Here is a 12,979-nt window from a genome sequence, read left to right as displayed (position 1 = left end):
CTCAGGGCGGCAACACCTCGTCCCACGGCCGCTGCACGCTGTAGGCCACCTCGGCGCCGAGGAGCACCACCGACCACACGATGACGAGCCAGATGAGAAAGGCCGGAATCACCCCCAGCAGCCCGTAGATCCTGTCGTAGGTGCCGATGCTCGAGACGTAGAGGCCGAAGAGCCAGCGCACCAGGTTGTAGAGCGCGCCCGTCACCAGGCCGCCGGTCAGCGCCGCGCGCGCGCGCACGGGAACAGCCGGCAGCACCCAGTAGGCGATGGACGCCGAGGCCGTCAGCAGCAGGAAGGGCAGCAGGTCCGCCAGCAACCAGTTGTAGAACCCCTGCTGCATGAGGCCCTTGAGGATGACCGCGCGCTCCAGCGCCTGATTCAGCGCGGCGCTGGCGATGAAGAGCACGGGCACGGCCGCGATGGCCACCCAGAAGCGCAGGAGGCGACGCATCTGCCCGCGGCGCTGGCTCACGTGCCAGATGTCGTTGATCACGCTCTCGATCGCGCCGAGCATCCCCCAGGCCACGAAGAGGAAGAAGACCAGCCCCACCACGCCCAGCTTGCCCGCGTTGTCGGCGTAGCGGGACACGTTGGCCTGGATGATCTCCTGCAGCCGCGGCGTCGGCGTGAAGAAGGGCGCCATCGACTCCAGGGGGTTGCTGATGTAGCGATGGAAGGGCCGCGTGAGCCAGGCCAGCAGCGCCACCAGGGGCACGAGGCTGAGCAGCGTGCCGAAGGCCAGCGACGCCGCGGCCTGCCCGCAGCGGTCGTGCTGGTACTCGCGCCAGAGCCAGACCAGGTAGCGCCGCGCTTGCCCCAGGCGTCGCTTCACCCCTCACTCCTCCGACAGATGTCCATCCGCCAGCCGCAGTCGGCGGTGCCAGCGGACGCCCTCGCCGGCCTCCGGCCGGCAGTCGGCCCAGAGCAGCGCACCGGGCCAGGCGTCCACGGCCGCCAGCAGCGCCGCGCGGCCCGCGGGATCGAGGGCGGCGGCGGGTTCGTCCAGCAGCAGCAGCGGCGGCTCCAGGGCCAGGATGCTGGCCAGCGCCAGCCGCCGTTGCTCCCCGGTGGAGAGGCGGAACGGATCCCGCGACGCGAACGTCGCGGCCGGCAGCCCCACGGCCGCCAGCGCCGTCTCCACGCGCGCGGCGAGGGCCGCGCCCCGCAGGCCGAGGCGGCGTTCGAGGCCGAAGGCCACTTCCGCGTCCACCCGCTCGGCGAAGCATACCCGCTCGGGCTCCTGAAAGGCCAGCGCGGGCTCGCCGGAGTCCGGGGCGCGCCAAAGGCGGCCGGCGTCCGGATCGGCCAGGCCGGCCAGGAGCAGCAGCAGGACGCTCTTCCCACTGCCGTTATCCCCCACGAGCAGCACGCGTTCGCCGGCGTGGAGCGTGAGATCGAGGCCCGCCAGCACGGGAGTGCCCCCGCTGGGACGGTCCAGGCGCAGCCCCTCGGCGCGCAGGACCGCGTCGCCCGGCGGCGGCGGAGCGGGCGCGGCGGCCGGCGTCTCGCCCGGCCAGGGCAGCGCCAGCTCGGGACGCCCCGCCAGGGCCTCGCGCACGCGCTCCGGCGGCCCGGCCGCGATCAGTCGCCCGTCGTGCAGCACCGCGAGGCCGGCCGCCCCCGCGAGCCGCGCGGGATCGCGGCTGATCTCGAGCACGGCCCGCTCGCCGCCGGCCAGCCAGGCGTCCAGGTGCGCGCAGGTCTCGCGCCAGGAGGGCGGATCGAGGTGGAGCTCGGGTTCGTCCAGCAGGAGGACGGGGCTGTCGAGCACGCTCAGCGCCGCGATCGCCAGCCGGCGCTTCTCGCCCCCCGACAGCGCGTGCGGATTGCGCCGGGCCAGCGCGCCGAGTCGGTACTCGGCCAGCGCGGCGTCGATCCGCGCGGCGGCCGGCCCACGGCCCGCGCGATCGAGGCGCGGCTCGCCGGGGCGGCGTGCGCCGAGGGCGATCTCGTCGCGCACGCTGGCGGCGGCGAGCTGGGCGTCGGGATCGGGGACGAGCAGCGGCAGCGGCGCGTCGACCCCGGCGGCGAACAGCACGCCGCCGGCGCTCGGCGCCTCGAGCCCCGCCAGCAGCCGCGCGAGGCTGCTCTTGCCCGCGCCGTTGGCGCCCCAGAGCACCCAGCGCTCGCCGGCGGCGAGGCCGACGGTGACGTCCTCGAGCAGAACACGCTCGCCGCGGCGCAGCGTCACGCCGCGCGCTTCCACGAGCGCGCGCGGAGTCACGGGGCGAGCCCCAGCGCCCGCGCCGCCTCCTCGCCGCGCGGTCCGTGGGGATCGAGCGCCAGCACGCGGCGCCAGAGTTCGGCGGCTTCGCGCGGGTCGTCGCTCTGCACGAGGCGGGCGAGGGCGTAGAGGCTGGGCAGGTGCCAGGGGTCGACGTCGACCGCCTTGCGGAAGGCGCGCTCGGCCCGGCGCGGGTCGCCCTGTTCGAGTCGGGCGCTGCCGAGGGCGTAGTGGGTGTCGGCGCTGGACTGCATGTCCGCGGCGCGCTCGAGCGCGTCGGCGGCCTCGGCGGGACGCCCCGCGCGCAGATAGACGAGCCCCAGGTTGTACTGCGCCCGCGCCAGGCGCGGGTCGATGCGCAGCGCCTCCTGGAACTGCAGGATCGCCGCGGGATAGTCCCCGCGCCGCGCCGACTCCAGTCCGCGATTGTAGGGCGCGCGGGCCGTGGCGCGCTCCTCGAAGGCCGCGCGCTCGCGCTCGTCCATGGGGACGAAGACGCGGTCGCCCGCCGCGGGCGTGTCCCCCAGCGCGCGGTTGGCGCGGCGGAGTCCGCGCGCGCGGCCGCGGTCGCCGTAGTAGGCCTCGGCGAGCGCTTCCCAGGTGGTGGTCTCGTCCAGCGTGGCGCGGATGCCCGGTTCGCGGCCCGTCATCTCCTCGGGGAGGGCGTAGGGGCTGTGCGCGTCGCGCTTGCGGCTCGAGCAGCCCTGCAGCGCGAGGGCCAGCGCGAGGGCGGCGAGCAGCGCGCCCCGCGCGATCCGGCGGCGCGGGGGGCGCTTCACCTGGCGTCCCGACGCTGCCGCCAGGCCAGGCGCGCGGCCTCTTCGATGTCGGCCAGCGGACGGCCCGTCGCACGGGCGAGGCGCGCGCAGTCCTCGTACTCGGGCGCGGCCCGCAGGCTGCCGTCGGGAAGCGTGGCCACCTTCATCGTGACCTCTCCGAAGGGCGTCTCCACCGGCTCGAAGGCCCGGGGCAGCTCCACGCGCTCCTCGCGCGCGATGCGCAGGCCGAGCGTGCTCGTCTCGGTGAGCACGAGGGTCTGCAGCGCGAGGAGGCGATCCTCCGGCGAGAGCACCTCGATCTCCAGCCCGGGGCGGTTCTTCTTCATCTGCAGCGGGCGAAAGTGGACGTCCAGCGCGCCCGCCTCGAAGAGCCGCTCCATGAGAAAGCCGCAGCGCTCGGCGCTCATGTCGTCCACGGTGCAGCGCAGCACGGGCAACTCGCGGTGGACGAGCCCGTCCGCCGCCGCCGGCAGCGCCTCGGCCAGCGTGAGCCGCAGCAGGTTGGGCCGGTCGGCGAGCTCGCGCGTGCCGGCGCCGTAGGCCGTGCGCAGCGGACGCCAGCGCAGGCCGGGGACCGCGGGCGTCGCGGTCTCGGCCAGGATGAGCGCGCCGGTGGGCGTCACCAGCTCGCCCTCGAAGCCCGCCTCGCGCACGGGGAAGCCCTCGAGCAGGGCGAGCGTCGCCGGCGCGGGCAGGGGCAGCGCGCCGTGGGCCATCGTCGCCGTGCCGTGCCCGACGGCGAGATCGCGCAGGACGACCTGCGTGACGCCGAGAGTCGTGAGGCCGAGGGCGGCGCCGGCGATGTCGAGCAGCGAGTCCATCGCCCCCACCTCGTGGAAGTGGACGGCCTCCGGCGCCACGCCGTGCCGCTCGCCCTCCACGCGCGCCAGACGCTCGAAGCAGCGGCCGGCCAGCGCGCGCGCGGCAGCGGGCAGTTCGAGGCGGTCGAGGATCGCGAGGCAGTCCGACAGATGCCGGTGGACGTGCTCGTGCGGCAGCTCCGCCGCGAGGCGCAGACCCGCGAGACCGTGGCGCTTCACCGGCTCGGCGCCCAGCGTGAGCTGGACGCCCGCGCGCGCGAACGCCTGCTGCAGCGACAGGAGGTCGAAGCCGAGGCCGGCGAGGCCGGCGAGGAACATGTCGCCGGCGATGCCGGTGGGAGCGTCAATTAGGAGTACGTGGGTACGCAAGCTGTCCTCCGCGCGGCTCACCTGGACTCCCGGTCCCGCTTGACGGCCTCGCCCACGCCCCGCGCGAAGCGCGCCGCGGCGAGGCCCGCGCCGAAGCCGTTGTCGATGTTCATCACGCTCACGCCCACCGCGCAGGAGTTCAGCATGCCGAGCAGCGCCGCGAGCCCGCCGAAGGACGCGCCATAGCCCACGCTCGTGGGCACCGCGATCACCGGCACGCGCACCAGGCCGCCCACCACGCTGGCGAGGGCGCCCTCCATGCCCGCGGCGACCACGATGGCGTCGGCCCAGTCGAGCAGCTCGCGCTGGCTGGTGAGGCGGTGGATGCCGGCGACGCCGGCGTCGAAGAGCGTCTCCACGTGCGCGCCCACCATGCGCGCGGTCCAGACGGCCTCGTCGGCCACGGGGATGTCGCTGGTGCCCGCGCTCACCACGAGCACGCGTCCGGCGGCCTCGTCGCGCACGGGCAGGCCCTTGTAGAACAGGCGCGACAGCGGTTGATGCGTGAGATCGGCGACGCGCGCCGCCGCGGCCTCGAAGTGCGCGGGCTCGCAGCGCGTGGCGAGGATGCGGCTGCCGGCGGCGTCCAGGGCCGCGGCGATCTCGGCCACCTGGGCGGGCGTCTTGCCCTGGCAGAAGATCACTTCGGGGAAGCCCGTGCGCACGGCGCGGTGGTGGTCGATGCGGCTGTGGCCGAGCGTCTCGACGCTGAGGCCGGCCAGGCCCTTGACGGCCTCGTCCACGCTGAGACGATTGGCGGCGAGCGCTTCCAGCAGCTCGCGAATGCGGGATTCTTCCACGGCGCTCCTTGCGCGGGCGGCTAGGCGGCCTGCCGGCGGCAGTACTCCAGCAGCCGAGCGCGCACGTCGGCGGGGTCGTCCAGGCCGAAGAGCTCCTTGCGGAGCGCCGCGGCGCCGGGTAGCCCGCGCAGGTACTGGGCCATCTGCGTGCGGAAGGCCACGACGCCACGCCAGGCGCCCTGCTCGTCCACCTTGGACAGCATGTGCTCCATGAGCAGCTCGACGCGATCCTCCAGCGAGGGCGGACTCCAGGGCCGGCCCGCGCGGTGCGCGGCGATCTCGTCGAAGATCCACGGATTGCCGATGGCGCCGCGGCCGATCACCACGGCGTCGACGCCGGTCGCGTCCACCATGCGCTGATAGCTGGCGGCGTCCACCACGTCGCCGTTGCCGATCACCGGGATCGACACGGCCTCCTTCACTTCGCGAATGATGTCGAGGTCGGCCCGCCCGCTGTAGAGCTGCGCGCGCGTGCGTCCGTGCACGGCCACCCAGGCGACGCCCGCGGCCTCGGCCATCCGCGCGGCCTCGGGCGCGTTGCGCGAGTCGTGATCCCAGCCCGCGCGCATCTTCACGGTGACGGGCAGGTCCACGGCCTCGTCCACGGCGCGGATGATCGTCTCCATCAGGCCGAGGTCCTTCATGCAGGAGCTGCCGCCGTTGGTGCGCACGACCTTCTTCACCGGGCAGCCGAAGTTGATGTCGATGAAGTCCGGCCCCATCGCGGCCGCGGCCCGCGCGCCGGCCGCCATGCCCTTGGGGTCCGCCCCGAAGAGCTGGATGCCCAGCGGGCGCTCCTCCTCGTCGTAGGCCGCCATCGCGCGAACCTTCTCGCGCCCCCGCGCCAGCCCGACGCTGCTGATGAACTCGGTGGTGACGTAGATCGACCCCATGCGCCGGCAGATCCGCCGGAAGGGCCGGTCCGTGACGCCGGCCATGGGCGCGCAGGCCGCGCCCCCGGCGCGGACCACCGCGCGCAGGCGCTCGATGCGCTGCAGCTTGTCGGACGATGTCGTCACGGCGCTCCTTCGGACGGACCCCCAGGATAGCCGCTGCCCAATCGCTGCGCAAGTAACAGAGATCAAGTCATTTAGCTCCGCAAAGCCGGGCGTGGACGGGCGGATCTTGCAATCCTGGGGGACCCTGCTACCTTCTGCGGTCGCGACATTTCCAGCATCGGGAGGTCATGGAATGTTCGTTCCCCGCAGATTCATCCGCTTTGTCGCCGGCGCGCTCCTCGCCGCCGCCACCCTGGCCGGTCCGGCGGCGGCCCAGCCCCAGGGCATCGAGGGCGAGATCGCGGCGGTGGAGACCCGCGCGGCCGAGGGCCAGGCGGCCAACTGGGCGCAGATCGCGCCGAAGCAGTTCGCCGAGGCGCAGCAGAAGCTCGCCGAGGCCAAGCAGAAGTTCGGCAAGGGCGGCAAGATCGAGGACATCCGCGCCAAGCTCAAGGAGGCCACCCAGAAGCTCGACGCCGTGGCGCGGCTCGAGGAGATGGGCAAGCTGCTGCTTCGCGGCGCCCTGGAAGCCCGGGCGGACGCCCTCGCCGCCGACGCCCCGCAGTACGCCGCCAAGCAGTGGGAGTCGGCCGAGGCGGCCATCGAAGAGGCCGGCCGCGAGGTGGAGAAGGGCGACCAGAACAAGACGCGCAGCAAGGCCGAGGTCGCCCAGGACCTCTACCGCAGCGCCGAGCTGGAGGCCATCCGCACGGACCTGCTGGGCACGGCCCATGCCTCACGCGAGGCCGCGCTGACCGCGGGCGCCGACAAGAAGGCGCCCAAGACCTTCGCCGCCGCCGACGCCATGCTGAACGGCGCCGAGGACGTCCTGCGCGGCGACCGCTACCAGCGCGCCACGGCCAAGGAGCAGGCGCGCGAGGCGTCGCGGGGTTATCTGCGCGCGAGCATCATCGCCGGCCGCTCCGATGCGGCGGGCGAGCGCAACACGGGCACGGTGGAGTCGCTCGTGCTGGACTACGAGCAGAGCCTGGGAGCCATTTGCGAGTCGCTCAAGATCGCGCCGGACTTCAGCCAGGGACCGAAGGCCGTGTCCGACGCCGTGGTGAGCGCCCTGGGCAGCCTCTACTCGGATCGCGGCAACCTGCAGTCCGAGCTGTCCGACCAGACCGCGCGCCTCGCGCAGTCCGCCGCCACGATCGACTCCCTCGACGCGCAGCTGGCGGCGCTCGAGCAGCGCCAGCGCAGCACCACCGCGGCGATGCAGGCCGAGCAGGAGCGCCAGCAGGCGCTGGAGAAGGTGCGCGGGCTGTTCGAACCCGCGGAGGCGCAGGTCCTGCAGGATGGCAGCGATCTCATCATCCGCATGCACGGGCTGTCCTTCCCGACGGGCTCGTCGGAGATCCGCCCGGAGAACTTCCAGCTGCTCACCAAGCTGCAGCAGGCGCTGCGGGTGTACCCGAACGCCCCCGTGGCGATCGAGGGCCATACGGACGCGCGGGGCAACGACGACGTCAACCAGGCCCTCAGCCTGCGCCGCGCCACCGCTGTGCAGGACTATCTGCAGGCCAACATGGGCGGCGTGCTCAGCCGCTTCAGCGCGGTGGGATTCGGCGAGTCGAAGCCCATCGCCAGCAACGAGACGGAGGCCGGCCGCGCGATGAACCGCCGCATCGACGTGCGCATCAAGACCGCGGGCTGAGCGCGGGTCACGACTGAAACGCGAAAGGCGGGGGCTCTCCCCCGCCTTTTTCGTTGCCGCCGGCGGCGCGATCAGTAGAGCGACTTCACCGCGCCCCAGCTGCGACGCTCCACGGCCGTACTCGCGCAGGCCGGGTCGAAGGCGCCGATCCGCTCGCCGCAGGGGCTGTTCGCCGGCGCGCAGGGCGAGCCGTCGGCGATGGGGTAGCGGCCCTCGCCGGCGCCGGGGCAGAACTGGGGGTCGGAATAGATGAGATCTGCCATCGGGAAGCCGCCGACGATTTCTGTCGGTGTGTTGCCGAAGACATCGCTGCAGTCGAAGTCGATGTGAGGCGCTTCTCCTACGCTGTACCAACCGTCGATACCGCCGCTGCTGCTGGCGGCCATGTTGAAGGCGACGAGGCAGCGATCGAGGAGAGTCCTAGCCTGGATCTCCGAGTCACCGCCGTAGAACACCGCTCCCCCGCGATCTGCTGTATTGAAGGCCAGCGTGCAGTGGACGAGGGTCAGGAAGCCGGTGGAGGCTGCCGCACCCCCGATCGTGGCGGTGTTCCCGGCGAAGACGCAGTCCTCTACATGCGCTGTGTCGCTGTTGCCGATCGCAAGCCCGCCGCCGGCCCCCGCGTGATTGTCGCGAAAGTCGCAGCGACGAACCTCGCCGCGCTGCAAGCGCAGGCCGCCGCCCAGGCCATCTGCGCTGCAGTCCTCGATCACGCAGTCCCTCAGCAGAAAACTGCCGGAGAGAATCGCGCCGCCGCCGTTGCCGGACGTCGCGCCGCCCTGTAGGGTGAGCATGCCGATCTCGGTGCCGGCCGCGAGGCCGTCGCCAAAGAGGACGCGGCCCTGGCCGGCCGCGTCGATCACTACGTGTTCCGGGGTCGCCGCGTCGCCGAGTAGCACGACGCCGGAGGGCAGCACGAGATCGTGCTCGAGGTAGGTGCCGGGCGAGACGAGCACCGTGTCGCCGGAGCTTGCTACAGCCAGCGCACCCGCGATGGCGGGGAGATCGGCGGGGACATGGAGCGTCGCCGCGCTGGCCGAGCTTGCGAGCGCCAGCAGGATCGGGACCGCGGGCAGACGGGTCACATCACACCTCCCGGGAGTTCACGACCACAAGTCTAACCCGTCTCAACACTGATTGCGAGCGCGGCGCGCAATGTTCACGTGAACATTTCCCAAGCCGTTGTTTCCGCTACACTTCCAACTGCAGCGCCCGCGCCCGCCCCCGGGGGCGAGCTATTCGTAGCGCTTGCCGCCGGCCTCGATCCAGCCGCCCGGGTGGCGCCCCGCGGGGTCGTGGTGGGTCCAGTGGATCACGCCACCCTGGGCGTTGGATGCGTACTCGCCGCGCACGGTGACGCGGTCACCGCGCGACAGCGGCACGCGGGGCGCGAGGTCGATGTTGTGGGCCACGAGGAGCGTCCGGCCGGACGCCAGGCGCAGGATGAAGCGCTGGTGGCGGCTGCCCTCGTCGTCGTCGTCGAGGAGGCGGTCCACCGTGCCTTCGGCCTCGAAGATCTGTCCGCCCTGAAGGGTGGCCTGGGCCTCGTCCACGGTGCTGGACGTGGGCGTGGGATCCGTGGCCGGCCCGCCGTTCATGCGCTGCCAGGCCCAGACCGCGAGCAGGATCAGGGCGAACAGGACCAGGCGACCTCGTCCCGGACTTCTCAAGCGAACGGACATGGGCTAGGATCCTCCGGTTAGAGTCGCCGCAGACTGGCGCAAAGGGAGGTCCCGTGCAAGTCCCCGAGAAACTGGGCGCGTTCTATCTGGGTCGCGAGGTGGATCCCGACACGGGCGAGGACCGCGCGCCCGAGGCGCTGATCTCCTACGACGCCCGCGACCTCACCACCCACGCGGTCTGCGTGGGCATGACCGGCTCCGGCAAGACGGGTCTCTGCATCGACCTGCTCGAAGAGGCGGCGCTGGACAAGGTGCCGGCGATCCTCATCGATCCCAAGGGCGACATCGGCAATCTGCTCCTGACCTTCCCCGAGCTGCGCCCCGCGGACTTCGAGCCCTGGGTCAATCTGGACGACGCCCGACGCAAGGACCTCTCCGTCGCCGACTACGCCGCCAAGATGGCCGCCACCTGGAAGCAGGGGCTCGCGGACTGGGGCCAGGGGCCCGAGCGCATCCAGCGGCTCAGGGACGCGGCCGAGTTCCGCCTGCTGACGCCGGGCTCGGAGGCCGGGCTGCCCGTTTCAATTCTCGCGTCGCTACGCGCGCCCGCTGGCGCCACCGCCGGCAGCGAGGCCCTGCGCGACCAGGTGCGCGGCACGGTGAGCGCGCTGCTGGGCCTGGTGGGCGTGGAGGCCGATCCGCTGCAGAGCCGCGAGCACATCCTGCTGTCGCAGATCATGGAGCGCGCGTGGACCGCGGGCGAGGACCTCGATCTGGCCCGCCTGATCACGTCGATCCAGGAGCCGCCGCTGCGCAAGCTGGGCGTCTTCGACCTGGAGACGGTCTTCCCCGCCAAGGACCGCTTTGGCCTCGCCATGGCCTTCAACAACCTCGTGGCCTCGCCCGCCTTCGGCGCCTGGCTCACGGGCGAGCCGCTGGACGTCGACGCGCTCCTCACCGCCCCCGACGGGCGTCCCCGGCACAGCATCTTCTCCATCGCGCATCTCGGTGAAAGCGAGCGGATGTTCTTCGTCACCCTGCTGCTCGAGCAGGTGCTGGCCTGGGTGCGCCGCCAGCCGGGCACCACCAGCCTGCGCGCGCTGCTCTACATCGACGAGGTCTTCGGCTACCTGCCGCCCGTGGCCAACCCGCCCAGCAAGACGCCGCTGCTCACCCTGCTCAAGCAGGCGCGCGCGTCGGGTCTGGGTGTGGTGCTCACCACGCAGAACCCGGTGGACCTGGACTACAAGGCGCTGTCCAACGCCGGCACCTGGATGATCGGCAAGCTGCAGACCGACCGCGACAAGCAGCGCGTCCTCGACGGCCTCGAAGGCGCCGCAGGCGCCGGCTGGGACCGCGCGCGCGCCGACGCGCTGATCGGCGGGCTGGGCTCGCGCGTCTTCCTGCTCCACAACGTGCACGCCGACGGCCCGCTGCTCTTCCGTACGCGCTGGGCCATGAGCTACCTGCGCGGGCCGCTGACGCGCGAGCAGATCGCACGGCTCAAGCCGGCGGACGCGAAGCCGGCGGACGTCCCCGCTCCCCCGACCAGCGCGCCGGCCGCCGCCGCGCCCACCACCTACGATAGCCTCGCGCCGGCCCTCGCCCCGGGCCGCGCGCAGGCCTACCTGCCCGTGCGCGTCTCCGCGCGCGAGGCCGAAGCCGCGCTGCGCGCCCCCGCCACGCGTGAGGACGCGCCGCCGCAGCTCGTCTACGAGCCCGCACTGCTGGCCCTCGGCGCCGTGTCCTTCGTGGACAGCCGTCGCGGCGTGGACGAAACCCGCCCCGTCGCCCGGCTCGTCGCCGCGGCCGACCTGGGCGTCGGCCTCGACTGGGCGGCCGGCGACACGCCCCGCCTCGCCGTCGCCGACCTCGACGGCGAACCCGCGCCCGCCCGCTTCGGCACGGTGCCCGCGGAACTCGCAAAGGCCACCGAGATCAAGCGACTCGAGCGCGACTTCAAGGACTGGCTCTACCGCGAGCAGGGCCTCGACCTGCTCACCTGCCCTCCGCTCAAGCTGCAGGCCGAGCCCGGCGAGGAGGAGGCCGCCTTCCGCGGTCGCGTCCGCCAGGCGCAGCGCGAGGCGCGCGACGCCGAGGTGGCCAAGCTCCGCGACAAGCTCAACACGCAGCTCGACCGCCTGCAGACGCGCCTCGACCGCGAGCGGCGCGAGCTCGAGGAGGACCGCATGGAGTACTCCTCGCGCAAGCGCGAAGAGCTGCTCTCGGTGGGTGAAACGCTGGTGGGCATGCTCGGCCTCTTCGGGCGGAAGAGTCGGCGCAGCCTGTCCGGGAGCGTCACCAAGCACCGCATGACGGGCAAGGCGAAGCTGGACATCGCCGAGTCGGAGGCGGAGATCACGCGTCTCGAAGCGGAGATCGAGAGCATGCGCGAGGACTTCGAGCGCGAGAGCGCTGCGATCGCCGCGCGCTGGGAGGCCACGGCGGAGAGCGTCGAGACGCGGCGCGTCAAGCCGCGGCGCAGCGACGTGCGCGTGGACTACTGCGAGCTGGCCTGGGTCCCCTACTGGGAGTTCGCGATGCAGGACGCCGCCGGCCGCCCAGTCAGCCGGCGGCTACCCGCCTACGAACGGGATCCGCGCTAGTAGAGCGACTTCACCTGGCTCCAGCTGCTCTCCTCGGTGCCCGTGGTGCCGCAGCCCCAGCCGTAGAGCCCGATGAGCTCTCCGCAGGGGTTGTTCTCCGGCAGGCAGTAGGAGCCGAAGTACACCTGGAAGTCGCCGCCCTCCGGATCGCAGAACTGCGGCGAGACGTCGGCGTTGCCGTCCACGCCCAAGAGACCCGCGGCGCAGTCGGTCCAGTCGCCGCCCGCGTTGCCATGCACGACCGTGCAGCTCACCGCCAAGTCCAGATCCCCCGGGCAGGCGAAGGCCTTGTCGCCGTTACCCGCCACGATGCAGTTCTCGAAGCTGAGCGCGTTGTTGGCTTCCATCTCGATGGTCGGGCCGTCCGAGTTGCCCCAGAACACGCAGTTCCGGAAGACGGCGTCGCCGCCGTCCACATAGACGGCCGCGCCCCCCGGCGACACGTTGCCGACGAAGAGACAGCGCTCGAACTGGTGCGGGCCGTCGACGGGATTCACGTCGAGGTAGACCGCACCGCCCTGCATGCCGGCGCTGTTGCCCGTGAAGACGCAGTCCTCGGCCAGGATGCGCCAGAGGCAGGGGTAGAGCGCGGCGCCGAAGTAGGGCGAGTGGTTGCCCTCGAAGCTGCAGCGCAGCAGAGTGACGGTGGAGCCGGCGCAGCCGAACAGGACATGGTCGTTGTCGACGAAGCTGCAGTCGACGAAGTCCAGCGCCGCATCCATGTCCAGATTGAACGCGACCGAGTTGCCCTCGAAGCGGAAGCCCTGGAACTGCGTCGGCGGATCGCCCTCCACATCGTAGGAGACATAGAACACCGGTTCGTACTCGCTGCCGGTGGCGCCGTTCATCACCACCTCGCCGTCCGCGATGAAGACGAGACCGCCGTAGAACAGCGGGACGCTGCTGTCGCTGTAGGTGCCGGCGGCGACGCGCACCGTGTCGCCGGCCGCGCCGGCGGCGACGGCGTCGGCGAAGGTGGCGTAGTCCGCGGGAACGTCGAGCACGGCAGCCTGGGCGGCGACCGCACAGCAGAGGACGAGAAGCATCACGAGCGCGCGCATGGGGGACCTCCCGGTTCGGTGCCCACAATAATTATACGC

At 72.6% G+C, this 12,979-nt stretch carries 11 protein-coding genes; 2 read left to right on the top strand and 9 right to left on the bottom strand.

Annotated elements, in window-relative coordinates:
• Position 1: 1 nt before the first annotated feature.
• From H6693_06080 to dusB, 6 genes are read right to left on the bottom strand one after another with little or no spacing between them, the layout of a single operon-like run.
• Positions 2-832 carry a YihY/virulence factor BrkB family protein gene (locus tag H6693_06080; GenBank protein MCB9515743.1) on the bottom strand — a complete coding sequence of 277 codons (831 nt, stop codon included), beginning with the start codon at positions 830-832 and terminating at the stop codon, positions 2-4.
• Between the two features lie 3 nt (positions 833-835).
• Complete coding sequence (locus H6693_06075) at positions 836-2,224, bottom strand: ATP-binding cassette domain-containing protein (GenBank protein ID MCB9515742.1); 1,389 nt, start codon at positions 2,222-2,224, stop codon at positions 836-838.
• On the bottom strand, positions 2,221-3,003 hold the full coding sequence (locus H6693_06070) for a tetratricopeptide repeat protein (GenBank protein MCB9515741.1): 783 nt from the start codon (positions 3,001-3,003) through the stop codon (positions 2,221-2,223). Before H6693_06070 ends, H6693_06075 begins: the two co-directional genes overlap by 4 nt.
• A complete protein-coding gene (gene larC, locus H6693_06065; GenBank protein ID MCB9515740.1) occupies positions 3,000-4,193 on the bottom strand; it encodes a nickel pincer cofactor biosynthesis protein LarC in 1,194 nt (397 codons plus the stop codon). The genes H6693_06070 and larC overlap by 4 nt, the downstream gene beginning before the upstream one ends.
• A 17-nt stretch (positions 4,194-4,210) precedes the next feature.
• Positions 4,211-4,993, bottom strand: coding sequence for a nickel pincer cofactor biosynthesis protein LarB (gene larB, locus H6693_06060; GenBank protein MCB9515739.1), 783 nt, complete (start codon positions 4,991-4,993; stop codon positions 4,211-4,213).
• 20 nt (positions 4,994-5,013) lie between these two features.
• Positions 5,014-6,012, bottom strand: coding sequence for a tRNA dihydrouridine synthase DusB (gene dusB, locus H6693_06055; GenBank protein MCB9515738.1), 999 nt, complete (start codon positions 6,010-6,012; stop codon positions 5,014-5,016).
• Between the two features lie 172 nt (positions 6,013-6,184).
• On the opposite strand from dusB, the gene H6693_06050 reads away from it, so the two are divergent.
• A complete protein-coding gene (locus H6693_06050) occupies positions 6,185-7,651 on the top strand; it encodes an OmpA family protein (GenBank protein MCB9515737.1) in 1,467 nt (488 codons plus the stop codon).
• A gap of 71 nt (positions 7,652-7,722) precedes the next feature.
• Here H6693_06050 and H6693_06045 read toward each other — a convergent pair whose 3' ends face one another.
• Together H6693_06045 and H6693_06040 are read right to left on the bottom strand one after the other, a co-directional pair.
• Complete coding sequence (locus H6693_06045; GenBank protein MCB9515736.1) at positions 7,723-8,736, bottom strand: hypothetical protein; 1,014 nt, start codon at positions 8,734-8,736, stop codon at positions 7,723-7,725.
• 150 nt (positions 8,737-8,886) lie between these two features.
• Positions 8,887-9,333, bottom strand: a complete 447-nt coding sequence (locus H6693_06040; protein ID MCB9515735.1) for a DUF3465 domain-containing protein — start codon at positions 9,331-9,333, stop codon at positions 8,887-8,889.
• 53 nt (positions 9,334-9,386) lie between these two features.
• Here H6693_06040 and H6693_06035 point away from each other — a divergent pair, with 53 nt between their 5' ends.
• Positions 9,387-11,879: an ATP-binding protein gene (locus tag H6693_06035; GenBank protein MCB9515734.1), complete on the top strand. Its 2,493-nt coding sequence runs from the start codon at positions 9,387-9,389 to the stop codon at positions 11,877-11,879.
• Here H6693_06035 and H6693_06030 read toward each other — a convergent pair.
• Positions 11,876-12,940, bottom strand: a complete 1,065-nt coding sequence (locus H6693_06030; protein MCB9515733.1) for a right-handed parallel beta-helix repeat-containing protein — start codon at positions 12,938-12,940, stop codon at positions 11,876-11,878. The two genes, H6693_06035 and H6693_06030, sit on opposite strands and share 4 nt — an antisense overlap.
• Between the last annotated feature and the right edge of the window lie 39 nt (positions 12,941-12,979).

The organism is Candidatus Latescibacterota bacterium, assembly GCA_020633725.1.
Lineage (GTDB): Bacteria > Krumholzibacteriota > Krumholzibacteriia > JACNKJ01 > JACNKJ01 > VGXI01.
Note: the sequence above shows the minus strand (reverse complement) of the source record. Positions and strands in the feature narration are given on the sequence as shown.